This window comes from Pararhodobacter sp. CCB-MM2, assembly GCF_001691415.1.
Classification (GTDB): Bacteria; Pseudomonadota; Alphaproteobacteria; order Rhodobacterales; family Rhodobacteraceae; genus Pararhodobacter.
The window spans coordinates 121,044-136,925 of the sequence record NZ_LRRR01000006.1 but is presented as its reverse complement, the minus strand read 5'-3'; the positions used below and the strand labels follow the sequence as shown (position 1 = coordinate 136,925).

The window sequence follows — 15,882 nt, the reverse complement described above, 5'->3', positions numbered from 1 at the left end:
CAACACACACAGACAGAAGACTAGAGAACTGAAATGAACCGCTTTGCTACCACCGCTGTCGTCGCCGCTTTCGCCGCTCTGAGCGCCGTTGCTGCCAATGCCGCCGACCTTCGCGGTGATGCGACGCTGAACGCTGGTGAAACCACCACCGTCCGCGCCGGTAACGTCTACTCGGCCCGCGAACTGGCCACGGCTGGCCTGCAGGAATCGGACCTGATCTCCTTCGAAGCCCGCGAGCAGGTGCAAGTCCGCGCCGGTGACGTCTATTCGTCGCAAGAGCTGAAAGATTCGGGCGTCGACGCCAATGACGTGCTGACCGTCAGCAACTTCGCTGGTGCCGGCCAAGTCCAAGACCGTCAACTCGGCCACGCCTGGCGCGACGACCGCTAAGTCTCTCGCAGACCATGCCCTCACGACGCGCGCCACCCCGGCGCGCGTCGAAATACATTCCGGCCTCTATATTTACGGGCGTTCGATGGCGATCGCCGTGCCCTCGCCCCCACCGATGCAGATCGCGGCAATCCCGCGCTTCAGCCCCCGGTTTTCCAGCGCATGCAGCAGGGTGACGATGATCCGCGCCCCCGAGGCCCCGATCGGGTGACCCAGCGCGCAGGCCCCGCCGTTCACGTTGACCTTGTCGCGCGGCAATCCCAACTCATGCATGAAGGCCATCGGGACCACCGCGAAGGCCTCGTTGACCTCCCACAGATCCACATCGTCGACGCTCCAGCCCAACCGCTCCATCAGCTTTTTCGCCGCCGGCACCGGCGCTGTGGTGAACCATCCGGGCGCCTGTGCATGGCTGGCGTGGCCGCGGATGACCGCCCGCACCGGCGCGCCTATCTCCTCGGCCGCCGCGCGCGAGGCCAGAACCAGCGCCGCCGCGCCGTCCGAAATGGACGAACTGTTGGCTGCCGTCACCGTGCCATCCTTGCGGAACGCGGGCTTGAGGAAGGGGATCTTCTCGGGCCGGGCATTGCCGGGCTGTTCATCGGCGCTGATCGTCACCTCGCCCTGACGGGTGTGCAAGGTGACCGAGGCGATCTCACCGTCAAAAGCGCCATCCGCCTGCGCCGACAGTGCATTGGTCAAGGATGTCAGGGCATAATCGTCCTGCGCCTCACGGGTGAACTGGTAATGCTCGGCGCAATCCTCGGCAAACGTGCCCATCAGGCGACCGCCCCCATCCGGACCGCGGTCATAGGCATCTTCCAGCCCGTCGAGGAACATGTGGTCGATCACCTGCCCATGGCCGATCCGCGCGCCGGCGCGCATCTTCGGCAGCAGATAGGGAGCCTCGGTCATGCTCTCCATGCCGCCCGCGACCATCACGCCGGTCTGACCCAGCGCGATCTGGTCATGCGCGATCATCGCCGCCTTCATGCCCGAGCCGCACATCTTGTTCAGCGTTGTGGCCGGCACATCCTCGCCCAGCCCGGCCTTGAAGCCCGCCTGTCGCGCCGGGGCCTGACCCTGACCGGCAGGCAGGACGCATCCCATCAGCAATTCCTCGACCCGTTCGGGCGGGGTGCCGGCACTTTCCAGCGCGGCGGCGATGGCAGTGCCGCCCAGTTCGGCGGCGGTGACACCCGTGAAGACACCTTGAAAGCCCCCCATCGGGGTGCGGGCGGCGCCGATGATGACGACTTCCTCACTCATGACATCCTCCGGGTGCTGTGAACCATTTGGAAAGACTTAGACCCTAGCTTGGCTTCTGAACAAGCGTAATGCGGAGGGTGAAGTGGACATCACCACGTCACAAGCCGGCCCGGCCTTGGTCATCACTGTCAACGACAGTCGGATTGACGCTGCCGTGGCCATCGAATTCAAGGAAGCCGTCCGGACTGAGGCCGAGGCGGCCGGAAATCCGGTGATCCTGGATCTGTCCAAGGTGACGTTCCTGGACAGCAGCGGTCTGGGTGCCGTGGTCGCCGCGATGAAGCTGCTGGCGCCGGAGCGTCGGCTGGAGCTGGCCGGCCTGACCGCTCCGGTGGCCAAGGTCTTCCGCCTGACCCGCATGGATTCTGTCTTTACCATCCATCAGCAAGCCCCCGGCGCGCTGAAGGCTGCCGGGTAACGCCCTGGAGGAATGGTGTATATGTCGATCCGCGACACGTCCTTAGCCGAGCATCCGGCCCCGTCAGGGGTTGGTTCGGCTGGGCGAAAACATGGGCATAAGGCAGAGTTCCACCGACGTTTCATGGCCGATGACCTGGAGACACGGCATGCGCTTGAGGCGCTGGTCGCGGTGCTGGGGCAGGAGGGGATCGACGAAACCGTGGTCTCGAATGCCGAGCTGATCCTCGCCGAGGTCCTCAACAATGTCGTCGAGCACGCCTATGCCGAGGGAACAGGTCCGGTTGAGCTGACCGTGGGCATCCTTCCCGGTGGCCTCAGCTGCGAGGTCGCCGATCAGGGGAAGCCCTTGCCGGCGGGCATGGTGCCGCCGCCAGATCTTCCTGAGGCTTCGCCTGATTCCCTGCCTGAAGGTGGCTTTGGGTGGCACATCATCCGCTGTCTCACCAGCGACCTGAGCTACACACGTGAGAGCGGCGAGAACCGGCTCACTCTGCAAATTCCCTGGACGGACTAATCGCCGACCACCGGAAACCCGCATCGGTGACGATGCTTGTCCGATGTTGCCGCTTTGACAGGGCTCCGGACAGACTGGCCAGAAGGCTCCCCCGATTGATGATAGATGACTCGCTGCTGCGCAAAACTGCGCTCGGCGGGAATGCAGCGCCGACGTGTCCTGGCCTCGCAGCCCATGTTGGCGACGCTGCCGAATGCGAACCGATCGTTTGGCGTGTCATCGGCAAGTTGTTTTGGGAAGCCTTCGCCGCTTGCAGCGGGTCTTACCAACCACGTCGCGTTCAGAGTTGAGGTCAGTGCGTCAAGCGAACTGCGCTCCACTGCAATCGTTATAGGCGTGACGGCGGGCCTGCAGAAAGCGGGCAGGACATAACGGCAAAAGCCACAATGCCGATGTCCCGCGATGCCATCCAAAAGGGAGGGCGAACCGTGCCGAAGCCGGCTCAGTTCAGCTGGGCTTGCAGTGGGTAATGGCCGTTCTCGAAGTCGCCGAACAGATCGGGCAGATCCGGGTGATCAACCGGCTCACCGGTGTCATCGGCGATCAGGTTCTGCTCGGAAACATAGGCGACGTAGTAGCTGTTCTCGTTCTCGGCCAGCAGGTGATAGAAGGGTTGATCCTTCTTGGGCCGGCTTTCCTCGGGGATGGCATCATACCATTCCTGAGTATTCGCGAACATCGCGTCGACATCGAAAACCACGCCCCGGAAGGGATGCTTCCGGTGCTTCACCACTTGGCCAAGACTGAATTTCGCATGAGTCTTCAGCATGAGACGGTCCTCGTTTCGAGGTTTTGTATCGCAGGTGTTGGGTTAACGTCCATATGGCGCGACCGCTCACCTTCGAAACAGTCTGTGAAAGTTGTCCCAACAAAGTCTTAATTGCGGCGAGAATGTGGCGCCACTCGCCCGGCGCGTGTGGAGAAACCCTTGTCCGCCGTGCCGGTCCCCGGGCTGGCACCGATGTGATTTCAAATTCCCGAGAAATCCGCTATGACAGAGGAAATACGAGAAGAAACTCGAGGCAGTACCATGAGCAGCTTGACCCGCCTTCTGGCGGCGGTCGCCCTTCTGGGCGCGCTGGCGTCCTGCGGCGGACGCAGCTACGACCCGCCCCGCAATCTTGACGATGCCTGTGCCCTTGCCGGTGAGCGGCCCGAATATCTGCGGGCCATGCGCACGACCGAGCGTCGCTGGAACGTCCCCGTTCCGGTGCAAATGGCCATCATCCACGCCGAAAGCCGGTTCCGCGGCGACGCGCGCACGCCGCACCGCTATGCTCTGGGGGTGATTCCCATGGGGCGGCAGAGCTCGGCCTATGGCTACAGCCAGGCGCTGGACGGGACGTGGGAAGAATACCAGACCGCGACGCGCAACCGCCGGGCCGAGCGCGACGACATCCGTGACGCCAGCGATTTCATCGGTTGGTATGCCTCGGAAGCGCGACGCCTGAACGGTATCCAGCCGTCGGACGCGCGCAACCTGTACCTTGCGTATCATGAGGGGAACGCCGGCTTCGCGCGCGGCAGCTATCGCAATCAGACGTGGCTGGTCACCGTTGCCAACCGCGTGGGCGAGCGCGCCGTGATGTACGACGCGCAGCTGCGCGCGTGCCGCCGCCGTTGATCAGCGGTTGCTGACCAGACCTCGGCGCTGCATCTCGGCGTCGAGGTTGAACAACAGCGAGCCCAGCTGCACCCCGGTCCGCAGCGATCCCAGAATCACCGTGGTCTGACGGCCGGTGTCGTCGGTGACGACCCATTGGCGCAGCTCGGTCGGACCCGCGCTGAACACCAGACGGATGTTGCCGTATTCGGGATGCGACGGGTCCTGCGCGACGACGACGGTGGTCGGACCATCCTCGAAATGCTCGACGACCATGCGGTCGCGGGCAAGGTTCACCGTATCATCAAGGATCAGGTTCAGCGGCGTGCGGCTGAGCGGGTAGGTCGATGGCCCGGCGTTCGAGCGCGCGTCGAAGATGTTCACCGAGCCGGCGGAGGCCAGCACCAGCGACTGATCGGGTGCGTCGTATTCGAACCGCACGCGACCGGGGCGGTGGATCATCAGTCGGCCCGTGGAGATGGACCCATCCGGGTTCACCTGCGTGAAATCCGATTGGGCGGTGCGGAAGCTGTTGAAATAGCGCGAGATCTCGTCAAGCGAGATTGGCGCCGCCAAGGCGGGGGTGGCGACAGCAAGGGCGGCGAGGCCCGCGGAGGCAAGGAACATGCGGCGTTTCATGCCCCTTAGATAGCGTGCCGCTTGCGGCCTTTCATCACTCCTGCACTCACAAGGCCTACACAAACACGCGACAGCATTGAAATGCCCGCCCCGGACGGACCGGAGCGGGCGGAAATCATCGGCCAGAAGGCACTGTCGGATCAGTTCGGCGCCTTGATCTTGCGGATGTAGGGCAGCGGAACCGAGACATCGCCGAACTTGGCCTTCGCGTCGTCGGTCGAGACCGAGAGCGCGACGATGATGTCATCGCCCGGCTTCCAGTTGGCGGGCGTGGCGAAGGGCTGGCCATCCGTCTGGCGGATCGCGTCGAGGCAGCGCAGGATCTCGTCGAAGTTGCGGCCCACCGACATCGGGTAGATCAGCATCAGGCGGATCTTCTTGTCCGGGCCGATGATGAAGGTGGTGCGCACGGTCGCCGTGTCATTGGCGGTGCGGCCGTCGGGCAGATAGGCCTCGGCGGGCAGCATGTCATAGAGCTTGGCGACCTCGAGACCCTTGTCGGCGATGATCGGGAAGGTCATGGCGGCGCCGCCATAGGTCTTCACGTCGTCCATCCACTGCTTGTGCTCTTCGACACCGTCGATCGAGATGCCGGCCAGCTTGCAGTTCCGCTTGGCGAATTCCTCGGTCAGGTTGGCCGCGGCCGAGAATTCGGTGGTGCAGACCGGGGTAAAGTCCTTCGGGTGGCTGAACAGGATCGCGTAGCCGTCGCCGATATAATCGTGCCAGGTCAGCGAGCCGTCGGTCGACTCGGCGGTGAAGTTCGGGGCGATATCGTTGATGCGCAGAGCCATGGTCTATTCCCGTTTGTGAATATGTAATCGGCAGATAGGGTGCCGTCGGCGCGAAGAAAAGCCCTCTGGGCGACAAAAGGCAAGAGCGGCGACAACGCGTCGCGGAAGCGGCCGGCCACGCGGCCTCTGTCGTTCAGAGTGGCGTTTACCAATAGTTAACCCTGATCCCGCGCAATGACAGGATGTTCCATCATCCCGTGTTCCGAGTCGCCTGTCTGTTGTTGTGCCTGTTGGGCCCCCGCATTGCCATGGCCGGCCCATGGCCGCGCGATTTGGGCACGGTGTTCATGTCCTCGACCAGCAGTTTCTCAGCCGATGGGGTTTTCCTGCGGAGCGAGTCCTATGTCGAATTTGGCCTGCACCCGCAGTTAACGATCGGCGGAAGCTTCGAAGTCACGGCCTACATCAATCAATACGAGGGGTTCCTGCGCTGGCATCCGGATATCCTGCCCGAGGGCATGGCGATGGGTGTCAGCGCCGGCCTGCGCTATCGCCCTTATAGTCTGGCGCCGTATCAACCTTTCGTCGGGGCCGAGGTCGGTCGCGGGTTCGAGGCGCTGGGCGGGAACGGATGGGCGCAGGCCGGCGGGCGGGTCTTTGCCGCGCAGGCGCCGTGGGGCATGGAATATGCGCTGGATCTCAGCTCGATGGTCGGGCTGCGGCGCGGGCGGTGGCTGGGCATGCTGGGCCTCACCCATTTTGAGACGCGGCTCAACAGCCTCACCCGCCTCAGACCGGCGATTGGCGTGGATCTGGGGCGTTTCACGCTGGTGGGAGAGGTGGTCATTCCCCCCTCAGGCGAGGTCGAGCAGGTCCGCTTTGGCCTATGGCAGGAATTCTGACCGACGCGGCGTCGCGGGGCGGGAAGCGCCCCTTGCCCTGACCCGGAGGGGGTGACAGTCTGGCGCCAAAATTCGGGAGACCGCCATGCTGGACAAACGCAAATTCTATATCAACGGCCAATGGGTCGACCCCATTGCCGGCCGTGACCTCGATGTCATCGACCCCTCGACCGAGGAAGTCAGCGCCGTGATTTCGCTGGGTGGCACCGCCGACAGCGACGCCGCCGTTGCCGCCGCCCGCGCCGCGCTGCCGGGCTTCATGGCCACCGCGCCGGCCGAGCGGCTGGAGCTGGTGAAGAAGATCCTTGAAGTCTACAAGCGCCGCAACGACGAGATGGGCGAAGCGATCAGCCTGGAGATGGGCGCGCCGATCGATATGTCGAAGACCAGTCAGGCGACCTCGGGCACCTGGCATATCGAGAACTTCATCCGTGCCTTCGATCAGGTCGAATGGGAAAAGCCGCTGTCCGAGCGCGCGACCGAGGACCGGATCATTCAGGAAGCCGTCGGCGTCTGCGCGCTGATCACGCCGTGGAACTGGCCGATGAACCAGGTCACGCTGAAGGTGATCCCGGCGCTGCTGGCCGGTTGCACGATGGTGCTGAAGCCCTCGGAAATCGCGCCGCTCTCGTCGATGCTGTTCGCCGAGATCCTCGATGAGGCGGGCGTGCCGGCGGGCGTGTTCAACCTCGTCAACGGCGACGGGCCGGGCGTGGGCACGGATCTGTCGGGCCATCCGGATGTCGACATGGTCAGCTTCACGGGCTCGACCCGCGCCGGCATCGCGATCTCGAAGAACGCGGCCGAGACGCTGAAGCACATCCATCTGGAACTGGGTGGTAAGGGCGCGAACATCATTTTCGCCGATGCGGACGACAAGGCCGTGGTGCGGGGCGCGCGTCATTGCTTCAACAACACTGGCCAGTCCTGCAACGCGCCGACGCGGATGCTGGTCGAACGCTCGATCTATGACCAGGCCGTCGAGATCGCTGCGCAGACCGCCCAGAAGACCTCGGTCGGTTCGGCCCATGAGGAAGGGCGCCACATCGGCCCCGTCGTCAGCCAAGCGCAATTCGATAAGATTCAGGGCCTGATCCAGAAGGGCATCGACGAGGGTGCGCGGCTGGTCGCGGGCGGTCTGGGCCGTCCGGACGGGCTGAACCGTGGCTTCTATGTCCGTCCGACGGTCTTTGCCGACGTCAACAACGACATGACCATCGCCCGAGAGGAGATCTTCGGCCCGGTGTTGTCGATCATCCCCTTCGACACCGAGGAAGAGGCCCTCAAGATCGCCAATGACACGATCTACGGCCTGACCAACTACGTCCAGACCGAGGACGGCGCCAAGCGCAACCGTATGGCGCGTCGCCTGCGCTCGGGCATGGTCGAGATGAACGGCAAATCGCGCGGTCGCGGTTCGCCCTTCGGCGGCATGAAGGCTTCGGGCCGGGGTCGCGAGGGCGGCATCTGGGGCATCGAGGACTTCCTCGAAGTGAAGGCCGTTTCGGGCTGGTCGCCCGAGGACGCGTAAGCATAACCTGATGGCGGTGGGCCTGATCGGCCCCCGCTTCCCCTGTCTTTTCAGAGAGAAGCCATGGCCTACGCCTACGATACCAACAACATCTTCGCCAAGATCCTGCGCGGCGAGATCCCCTGCAACAAGGTGCTGGAGACCGAGCATTCGCTGGCCTTCAACGACATCCGCCCGCAAGCCCCGCATCATGTGTTGGTGATCCCGAAGGGCCCCTATGTGACCTTCGATCATTTCGGGCTGGAAGCCTCGGATGCCGAGAAGGCGGATTTCCTGACGGCGATCGGCACGGTCTGCAAGCAGCTGGGCGTGCAGCCCGGTGAGGGCGGCGCGGGTTACCGGGCGATCTCGAATGCCGGTGAGCACGGGGTGCAGGAAGTGCCGCATCTGCATGTGCATATCCTCGGTGGCCGGGGGATGGGCCGCATGGTCGAGCGGGCCGAATAAGCCTGCGCGCCAGAAAAAACAGGAGGGGGGCTCTGCCCCCCGCCTTCGGCTCCCCCCGGGATATTTTCGGAGTAAAGATGGGGCGGGCTTTGCTACTCTTTGGGAGGGGAGAGCATGACGGAAACCCGTATCAAGGCCTGCGTCTTTGACGCTTACGGCACCTTGTTTGATGTAGGCGCGGCGGCGCGGATCGCGGCGTCCGAACCGGGCGCCGAGACCTGGGCGCCGCGCTGGCCGCAGATTGCGGCGGATTGGCGCAAGAAACAGCTCGAGTATTCCTGGCTACGGGCCGTGGCCGGGCATCACTGCGATTTTTGGCAGGTGACGCAGGACGGGCTCGATTGGGCGATGGAGGCGGCGGGTCTGTCCGACGCGTCGCTGCGCGAGCGGCTGTTGGGTCTGTACTGGGAACTGGCGGCCTTTCCCGAGGTGCCCGAGATGTTGGGCGCCTTGGCGGCGCAGAGCCAGCGGTTGGCGATCTTGTCCAACGGTGCGCCGGGGATGCTGGAGGGCGCGGTCAATTCGGCCGGGCTGAAAGGCGTGTTCGAGGGGCTCTATTCCGTGGAAAGCGTCGGTATCTTCAAGCCGCATGGCCGGGTCTATGATCTGGTGGGGGCCGGTCTGGGGCTGGAGGCACGCGAGGTGATGTTCGTCTCGTCCAACAGTTGGGATGCCTGCGCCGGGGCGGCCTATGGCTTCCGCACCGCTTGGGTGAACCGCGACGGCGCGCCGATGGATCGGCTGTTCGGCAAGCCCGATCATGTGCTCCCCGACCTGTCGGCACTGCCGGGGTTGGTGGCATCTCTTAACCCGTGAAATGGTTCTGGCGGGCCCGTCGCGGCCCGTCTAGGATGCGCCGATGCAAGACATTCTCGACAGTCGTTATTCCTGGACCCGCCTCTTGCTCACACTGGCCATCGCCACCGTGGGCAATGTCGGCATGTGGTCGATCATCGCCCTTCTGCCCGCCGTTCAGGCCGAATTCGGCGGCGGGCGCGGGGAGGCTTCGCTGCCCTACACCCTGACCATGGCGGGCTTTGCTTTGGGCAATCTGGTCTGGGGCGGGGCGTTGGACCGTTTCGGTGTGGCGCGGGCCTTGGCCGGGGCGGCGGTGATGTCGGGGATCGGCTTCGCGCTGGCGGCGGTGAGCCCGTCGATCCTGACGCTCTCGGGCGCGCAATTCGTGATCGGGTTGGGGACGGCGGTGTTCTTCGGGCCGCTTCTGGCCGATGTCTCGCTCTGGTTCCGGCGGCGTCGGGGCATCGCCGTGGCCATCGCGGCCAGCGGCAATTACCTGGCGGGGGCGATCTGGCCGGTGGCGCTGTCGGGCGTGCTGGACGAGCAGGGCTGGCGGGCGGTCTGCTGGGTTCTGGCGGTTCTGGTGCCGGTGGTGGTGGTTCCGGGCGCGCAGGTTCTGCGTCGCCGGGTCCCGGCCGAGAGCCTGACGGCCGAGGCGCAGGCGACCGGTCTGACGCCGCGCCGGGTGCCGTGGTCGCCGCGCGCGATGATGTGGTTGTTGGGACTTGCGGGGATCGGCTGCTGCGTGGCGATGTCGATGCCGCAGGTGCATCTGGTCGCCTTCTGTGTGGACCTCGGTTACGGGCCGGCGGTGGGTGCGAGCATGCTCAGCGTGATGCTGATGGGCGGGGTGGCATCGCGGTTGATCTCGGGCTTTGTCACCGACAAGCTGGGCGGCATTCCGACGCTGCTGATTGGCTCCATCGGGCAGATGATCGGCCTGATCCTGTATCTGCCCTTCGACGGCATGGTCTCGCTCTATATCGTCAGCCTGATCTTTGGGCTCAGCCAAGGGGGAATCGTCCCCGCCTATGCGATCATCGTGCGCGAGACGATGCCGGCGCGGGAAGCCGGCGCGCGGGTGGGATTCGTCATCATGGCGACCATTGTTGGTATGGCGCTGGGCGGCTGGATGTCGGGCTGGATCTATGACGTCAGCGGCAGCTACACGCTGGCCTTCGTGAACGGCATTGCCTTCAACCTGCTGAACATCGCGGTGATGGTGGTGATCCTGCTGCGGACCCGTCCGGGGGCTCCGTCGCGGCCGGCGAGCGGCTTGGCCGCCGCCTGACCGCAGGGGAGGGACCGGACAAAATGCGAGGCAGCGCCAGGGGCGCCGCCTCGGAAACTCTTGAAATAACTCCCTGAACACCCTCAGGCTAACGTTTGGTCAAAATTGCGCAACTGTCACTTGTGACAGGTTCGCGCCAGTTTCGGCCAGATTGTCAGCCCGGCAGCAGATGGCGCGCGACGGCGACGGCGATGGCCTCGGTGCGCGACCGGGCCGAGAGTTTCCGACGGGCGTTCTCGAAGTGGAAGCGCACTGTGCGGATGCTGATCCCGGCGGCCTCGGCGATGGCGGCGTCGCCAAGGCCATGCTGGGCGAGGTTCAGCACCTCGATTTCGCGCGGGCTGAGGGTGACGGTGGAGCCGCCCGCCGCGGCGACGGCGCTGAGATAGCGCAGGCGATCGTGGGTCTGCTCGGCGATGAATTGCAGCTTGGCGCGGGTGTTGGTGTCGGGGTCGGGGCCGGTGCCGATCAGGCAGGCGATGCCCGAATAGCCCTGCGCGCGGTAGATCGGCGTGATGTAGCCATGGGGCAGGCCGAGGCCGGCGGCGAAATCCATCACCTCCAGCTCCTCGGGCGTCGGATGGAAACCGGCCTTGGCTTGGCGGATGTCCTGAATGGTGAAGGGACGGCCGGTGCAGGCGATGGCGCGCATCGTCGGGTCACGCTCGCCGAAATTCCGCTCGAAATAGGCGCGCTGCCAGCTCTCGGGCCAGTTCTGGTGGAAGAACTCGGTCGGGAACAGCGCGTCGGGATGGGGCAGGGCGCCGATGGCATAGGTGGTGAAGCCCAGAGGTTCCATCGTGGCAACCAGCTCGGCGCAGGCCTGTGCGGCATTGGCGGCCCGGGCCAGCCGCTCCGGGTAGTCGAAGATATCGCCCACGTTTGCCTTTCCTCCCGCCTCGTCAACGCCTTCCCCCGCGCCACGATGGCATGAAACCCCGGTAGCGCCTAGCGGCTGCGCGGCTTGCGCCCCCCGACTTTTGCACTAGCATGGCGGCGCAAGACGGAGCTTCCCATGCCGCATGATCACCACGACAACCATCTCGATCCGATGGACGCCCGCGTCCGTGCGCTGGAGACGATCCTGACCACCAAGGGGTTGATCGACCCGGCGGCGGTGGATGCCATCGTCGAGACCTATGCCGAACGCGTCGGCCCGCAGAACGGTGCCGCTGTGGTCGCCCGCGCCTGGACGGATCCGGAGTTCGCCGACTGGCTGACGCGCGATGCGACCGCCGCTGTGGCCTCGATGGGGTTCACGGGCCGTCAGGGCGAGCATATGCGCGCGGTGTTCAACACGCCGGGGCTGCATCATGTGATCGTCTGCACCCTGTGCTCGTGCTATCCGTGGAGCCTGCTGGGTCTGCCGCCCGTCTGGTACAAATCGCCACCCTATCGCTCCCGCGTGGTGATCGAGCCGCGCGCGGTTCTGGCGGAATTCGGGCTGGTCCTGCCGGAGGAGACGCAGATCCGCGTCTGGGATTCGACCGCCGAGCTGCGTTACCTCGTGGTGCCGATGCGGCCTGAGGGGACGGAGGGCTGGTCGGCCGAGGCGCTGGCCGAACTGGTCACGCGCGAGAGCATGATCGGCACCGGCATCGCCCGCGCGCCGGAGGGCGTGGCATGAACGGCCCGCATGATCTGGGCGGCAAGATGGGTTTCGGCCCCGTCGCGCCTGAACAGGACGAGCCTTTGTTCCACGGCGATTGGGAGGCCCGTGCCATGGGCGTGGTGTTGGCCTGTGGCGCTTTGGGGGCGTGGAACATCGACGAATCGCGCCACACGCGCGAAAGCCTGCCGCCGTCGATCTACCTCTCGGCCTCGTATTACGAAATCTGGACCCGCGCGCTGGAAATCCTGCTGACCCGTCACGGCCTGCTGACGGAGACCGAACTGGCCGAGGGTCAGGCGATGGACCTCCCCGCGCATCCCAAGCGCCTGCCGCCCGAGCGTGTGCCCGCCGTCCTCGCCAAGGGCGGCCCCTGCGACCGCGCCGTCACCGCCGAGGCGCGCTTCCGTCCCGGCGACCGCGTGCGCACCCGTGTGACCCATCCGCGCGGTCATACCCGGCTGCCGACCTATCTGATGGGCCATACCGGCGTGGTGGAATCGGAACATGGCGGCTACGTCTTTCCCGACAGCAATGCCAAGGGCGAGGGTGAGCAGCCGCAGCGCCTCTATACCGTGGTGTTCGACGGGACCGAGGTCTGGGGCGAGGGCGGCGAGGCCGGTCTGACGGTCAGCGCTGATCTGTGGGAGAGCTATCTTGAGCACGCCTGACACCCCTTTCGGCGGCGCCTTTCAGGCCCCATGGCAGGCGCAGCTGTTCGGTTTGACCGTGGCGCTGTCCGATGCGGGCGTCTTCAGCTGGCCCCTCTGGACCGAGGCCTTGGGCGCGAAGATCGCCGAAGGCTTCGACTATTGGGACGCTTGGCTGATGGCGTTGGAAGCGATGCTGGCCGAGCGCGGGCTGGCTCTGCCGGATGAGGTCACCGCCTTGGCCCATCGCTGGGAAGACGCCGCCCATGCCACGCCGCATGGCCAGCCGATCCGGCTGGAGAACGCCTCACAGCTCGGCTGAGATCGCCGCCGCAATCGCGGCCTTGTCGATGACCGACCAGACCTGCGCGAAGCGTCCTTCGCGCAGGGTGTAGAAGACATTCTCGGAAAACTGCACGCGGCGGCCGTTTACCGGCAGGCCGAACAGTTCACCCTTCGGCGTGCAGTCGAACAGCAACCGCGCGGCGACGGTCGGGGGCTCGGCCACCAGCCGCTCGATGCGGAACTGCAGGTCCGGGATCGCGGCCACGTCGCGCTCCAGCATCGCGCGGTAGCCGGACAGGCCGATCCGCGTGTCGCCATAGCGCACCTCGGCATGGACGAAATCGCCCAAGGCGTCCCAATCCCGGTGGTTCAGGCAGTCGATATAGCCGCGGTAGAAGGCGCGCAGACGGTCGGGGGTCAGAAACTCACTGCTCATCGGGGAAGGGTAGCGGTTCACCCGGGGCGGGCAAACCCTCGATATTGGACAATGCTGTCCAGAAGGCATTTTTCATGATAACGGAGTTGCATGTCCCTTGATTCCCTCGCCCCCGCCAAGCCCGATCCCGTGAGAGGGCTGGCCACATTCGGCGTCATTCTGGCGTCCATCGGGTTCGGCCTCGTGCCCCTGTTCGCGCGCCCGCTGACCGAGGCCGGGATGGCCCCGCATGCCGTCGCCCTCTACCGCTACACGCTGGCCAGCGTGCTGATGCTGCCGCTGGTCTGGCGCTGGCGGCATCAGGCGCGGGTGTTGGCCTGGGGGTTGGGCATGGGCGTGGTGATGGGCCTCGGCTGGGTCGGCTATGTCCGCGCGGTCGAGGTTGTGCCGGTCTCGACCGCCGGGGTGCTCTACATGACCTATCCCGCCTTCACGCTGTTCTTCGCGTGGCTGCTGTTCGGCGAACGCCCTTCAGGGCGGGCGATGCTGGCGGCGGGTGTTATCGTCGGCGCGGCGGCGCTGGTGACCACGCCCGGATCGGTCGCGCCCGAGCATTTGCCGGCCCTTATCCTGTCACTGGGCGCGCCGGCGGGCTTCGGCTTGGGGTTCTCGGTGCTGGTCCATCGCTTGACGGCGGTGCCGGCGACGGTTCGGGTCGGCGTGACCTCGCTGGGGGCAATCGTCGGGCTCCTCCCCTTGGCGCTGGCCACACCCGTCGAGGCCCTTGTGCCGCAGGGCGGGCGGGGCTGGCTGATGGTCGCCGGCATCGGGCTGGGCACGGCGCTGATCCCGCAGCTGATCTACACGATCTGCTCGCCGATGGTCGGCACCGCGCGCACGGCCGTCGCCGGCAGCATCGAGCTGCCGGTGATGTTCGCGGTGGGTTTTCTGGCCTTCGGCGAGGCGCTGCACCCGGCGCAAGCGGTCGCCTGCGCGATGGTGCTGGGGGCGATCCTGCTGACGCCGGCGAAACAGCCACGCTCGGTTGCGGCCGAGCGCGAGGGCTGATCACCGCCGGTGCATGACCTCGACGCCCAGCACCGTCGGCAGGTGCCGGGCGATCTCGCGCCAGCTTTCGCCATCGTCGGTCGAAGCGAAGACGCTGCCCGAGTTGGTGCCGAAATAGATCCCTGCCTTCGCCGCCTTGTCGGTCGCCATCGCCTGCCGCAGCACGGTGAAATAGGCGTCGTCCGGCAGGCCCGAGCGCATCGGCTCCCAACCCTCGCCCGCGCTGGTCGAACGCCAGACCGTCGCCTTGCCGCCCAGAGGCATCCGTCCGTTCCATTCATCCAGCGGCAGGACATAGAGCGTGTCGCTGTCCACCGGATGCGCGGCGACGGGGAAGCCGAAGGTGGCGGGCAGGCCCTCGGAAATCTCGTCCCACGACCGGCCCTCATCGCGCGAGCGGAACACGCCTTGGTGGTTCTGCATGTAGAAGGTCCGCCCGTCGGCCGAGCGGCTGATGTTATGGACGCAGAAGCCGATCTCCTTGCCGCATTCGCCGGTCACCGGATTGGGCGTCGTCGCCTGATTGGTGCGCCGGTTGCGCCGCTCCCATGTCTCGCCGCCGTCCTCGGAGGCGAAGACCCCGGCGGCAGAGACCGCCACCATCAACTTGTCGCACTCGCCCAGAATGGTGTGCAGCACCAGCCCGGCGCCGCCCGCTTCCCATTCCGGACGCGAGGGATGGTTGGACAGCCCCTCGACCAGCTCCCATGTCGCGCCCTCGTCATGGCTGCGGAACAGCGCGGCGGGGCGGGCACCGGCATAGAGCGTGTCGCCGATCTTGGTGATGACCCACAGCGCGTTGAGCTGGCCCTTGAACGGCGCATCGGGACCGGGGCCGCGGCCGAGCATCTTGCGGAAGTTCTCGTCGGCGGCGAGGTATTCATCCATCTTGCCATTGGCGAGGACCGAGTTCGTCCAGCTCGCCCCATGGTCCTGCGAGCGGAAGACGCCCACGCCTTGCCATTCGCCCCCGGCAGCGGCCCAGATCTGACCGGTCGCCGCGTCGCCATAGGCATGGTTCACCGGCCAGCCGTCGCAGAAGGGGCCGCTCAGTTTCCAGTCTTCGCGCGCGCCGTCGCTGTCGACCAGGAACAGGCCCTTGGTCGTTCCCACCAGTACCGTGATGCTCTCCGTCATCCGTGCCTCCCGTTGCTGTACGCAGCATAGCACGGCTTCCATACCAATTGGTCGGTTTCTTTTCCGGACAGCGGGAACCGGCCCCGGCATCGGCAAGATCCTGATATCGTTGTCCTGTCCACTCGGCCCCGCGCTGCCCGCAGGGCCCGGACGACGAAGCAGCCCCACAGCCGATTCGTGTTGACAGGAATCACGCAACCCTCAATATGACGACTGACT

General features: G+C 65.7%; 20 protein-coding genes. 13 read left to right on the top strand and 7 right to left on the bottom strand.

What is annotated here, in order from left to right:
* Nucleotides 1–33 precede the first annotated feature (33 nt).
* Entirely contained in the window at nucleotides 34–390 is a 357-nt protein-coding gene (locus BCY78_RS09140; RefSeq protein WP_068300578.1) for a hypothetical protein, read from the top strand.
* A 72-nt stretch (nucleotides 391–462) separates the two neighbouring features.
* On the opposite strand, the gene BCY78_RS09135 is transcribed toward BCY78_RS09140, so the two are convergent.
* Nucleotides 463–1,659: an acetyl-CoA C-acyltransferase gene (locus BCY78_RS09135; RefSeq protein WP_068300576.1), complete on the bottom strand. Its 1,197-nt coding sequence runs from the start codon at nucleotides 1,657–1,659 to the stop codon at nucleotides 463–465.
* An 82-nt stretch (nucleotides 1,660–1,741) separates the two neighbouring features.
* On the opposite strand from BCY78_RS09135, the gene BCY78_RS09130 reads away from it, so the two are divergent.
* Nucleotides 1,742–2,077 carry an STAS domain-containing protein gene (locus BCY78_RS09130; protein WP_068300574.1) on the top strand — a complete coding sequence of 112 codons (336 nt, stop codon included), beginning with the start codon at nucleotides 1,742–1,744 and terminating at the stop codon, nucleotides 2,075–2,077.
* Nucleotides 2,078–2,200: 123 nt separating this feature from the next.
* Entirely contained in the window at nucleotides 2,201–2,593 is a 393-nt protein-coding gene (locus BCY78_RS09125) for an ATP-binding protein (RefSeq protein ID WP_068300572.1), read from the top strand.
* Between the two features lie 442 nt (nucleotides 2,594–3,035).
* Here the strand turns inward: BCY78_RS09125 and hspQ are convergent, their stop codons facing one another.
* Entirely contained in the window at nucleotides 3,036–3,362 is a 327-nt protein-coding gene (gene hspQ / locus BCY78_RS09120; RefSeq protein ID WP_068300570.1) for a heat shock protein HspQ, read from the bottom strand.
* Between the two features lie 270 nt (nucleotides 3,363–3,632).
* Here hspQ and BCY78_RS09115 point away from each other — a divergent pair, with 270 nt between their 5' ends.
* Nucleotides 3,633–4,217, top strand: a complete 585-nt coding sequence (locus BCY78_RS09115; RefSeq protein WP_068300718.1) for a lytic transglycosylase — start codon at nucleotides 3,633–3,635, stop codon at nucleotides 4,215–4,217.
* Here the strand turns inward: BCY78_RS09115 and BCY78_RS09110 are convergent, their stop codons facing one another.
* Complete coding sequence (locus tag BCY78_RS09110) at nucleotides 4,218–4,835, bottom strand: outer membrane lipoprotein carrier protein LolA (protein ID WP_068300568.1); 618 nt, start codon at nucleotides 4,833–4,835, stop codon at nucleotides 4,218–4,220.
* A 140-nt stretch (nucleotides 4,836–4,975) separates the two neighbouring features.
* A complete protein-coding gene (locus BCY78_RS09105) occupies nucleotides 4,976–5,629 on the bottom strand; it encodes a peroxiredoxin (protein ID WP_068300566.1) in 654 nt (217 codons plus the stop codon).
* A gap of 248 nt (nucleotides 5,630–5,877) precedes the next feature.
* On the opposite strand from BCY78_RS09105, the gene BCY78_RS09100 reads away from it, so the two are divergent.
* The 5 genes from BCY78_RS09100 (at nucleotide 5,878) to BCY78_RS09080 (ending at nucleotide 10,538) form a co-directional block, all read left to right on the top strand.
* Nucleotides 5,878–6,471 (top strand): hypothetical protein, encoded by a 594-nt coding sequence (locus BCY78_RS09100; protein WP_158515912.1) that lies wholly within the window; start codon nucleotides 5,878–5,880, stop codon nucleotides 6,469–6,471.
* A gap of 85 nt (nucleotides 6,472–6,556) precedes the next feature.
* Complete coding sequence (locus BCY78_RS09095; protein ID WP_068300562.1) at nucleotides 6,557–8,002, top strand: aldehyde dehydrogenase family protein; 1,446 nt, start codon at nucleotides 6,557–6,559, stop codon at nucleotides 8,000–8,002.
* A gap of 63 nt (nucleotides 8,003–8,065) precedes the next feature.
* Nucleotides 8,066–8,449 (top strand): histidine triad nucleotide-binding protein, encoded by a 384-nt coding sequence (locus tag BCY78_RS09090; protein WP_068300559.1) that lies wholly within the window; start codon nucleotides 8,066–8,068, stop codon nucleotides 8,447–8,449.
* Nucleotides 8,450–8,563: 114 nt separating this feature from the next.
* Nucleotides 8,564–9,265: a haloacid dehalogenase type II gene (locus BCY78_RS09085; protein WP_068300557.1), complete on the top strand. Its 702-nt coding sequence runs from the start codon at nucleotides 8,564–8,566 to the stop codon at nucleotides 9,263–9,265.
* 43 nt (nucleotides 9,266–9,308) lie between these two features.
* Nucleotides 9,309–10,538: a CynX/NimT family MFS transporter gene (locus tag BCY78_RS09080; protein ID WP_068300552.1), complete on the top strand. Its 1,230-nt coding sequence runs from the start codon at nucleotides 9,309–9,311 to the stop codon at nucleotides 10,536–10,538.
* A gap of 154 nt (nucleotides 10,539–10,692) precedes the next feature.
* On the opposite strand, the gene BCY78_RS09075 is transcribed toward BCY78_RS09080, so the two are convergent.
* A complete protein-coding gene (locus BCY78_RS09075) occupies nucleotides 10,693–11,418 on the bottom strand; it encodes a LuxR family transcriptional regulator (RefSeq protein WP_068300550.1) in 726 nt (241 codons plus the stop codon).
* Nucleotides 11,419–11,553: 135 nt separating this feature from the next.
* On the opposite strand from BCY78_RS09075, the gene nthA reads away from it, so the two are divergent.
* From nthA to BCY78_RS09060, 3 genes are read left to right on the top strand one after another with little or no spacing between them, the layout of a single operon-like run.
* The gene (gene nthA / locus BCY78_RS09070; protein ID WP_068300548.1) at nucleotides 11,554–12,165 is read left to right on the top strand and encodes a nitrile hydratase subunit alpha; all 612 of its coding nucleotides are present in this window, start codon (nucleotides 11,554–11,556) and stop codon (nucleotides 12,163–12,165) included.
* Entirely contained in the window at nucleotides 12,162–12,818 is a 657-nt protein-coding gene (nthB, locus tag BCY78_RS09065; protein ID WP_068300546.1) for a nitrile hydratase subunit beta, read from the top strand. Before nthA ends, nthB begins: the two co-directional genes overlap by 4 nt.
* Nucleotides 12,805–13,119, top strand: coding sequence for a nitrile hydratase accessory protein (locus BCY78_RS09060; protein ID WP_068300544.1), 315 nt, complete (start codon nucleotides 12,805–12,807; stop codon nucleotides 13,117–13,119). The genes nthB and BCY78_RS09060 overlap by 14 nt, the downstream gene beginning before the upstream one ends.
* Here the strand turns inward: BCY78_RS09060 and BCY78_RS09055 are convergent.
* Complete coding sequence (locus BCY78_RS09055) at nucleotides 13,105–13,518, bottom strand: ester cyclase (protein ID WP_199523133.1); 414 nt, start codon at nucleotides 13,516–13,518, stop codon at nucleotides 13,105–13,107. The two genes, BCY78_RS09060 and BCY78_RS09055, sit on opposite strands and share 15 nt — an antisense overlap.
* A 90-nt stretch (nucleotides 13,519–13,608) precedes the next feature.
* Here BCY78_RS09055 and BCY78_RS09050 point away from each other — a divergent pair, with 90 nt between their 5' ends.
* Nucleotides 13,609–14,526: a DMT family transporter gene (locus BCY78_RS09050; protein ID WP_068300541.1), complete on the top strand. Its 918-nt coding sequence runs from the start codon at nucleotides 13,609–13,611 to the stop codon at nucleotides 14,524–14,526.
* Here BCY78_RS09050 and BCY78_RS09045 read toward each other — a convergent pair whose 3' ends face one another.
* Complete coding sequence (locus BCY78_RS09045) at nucleotides 14,527–15,663, bottom strand: sialidase family protein (RefSeq protein WP_068300539.1); 1,137 nt, start codon at nucleotides 15,661–15,663, stop codon at nucleotides 14,527–14,529.
* Between the last annotated feature and the right edge of the window lie 219 nt (nucleotides 15,664–15,882).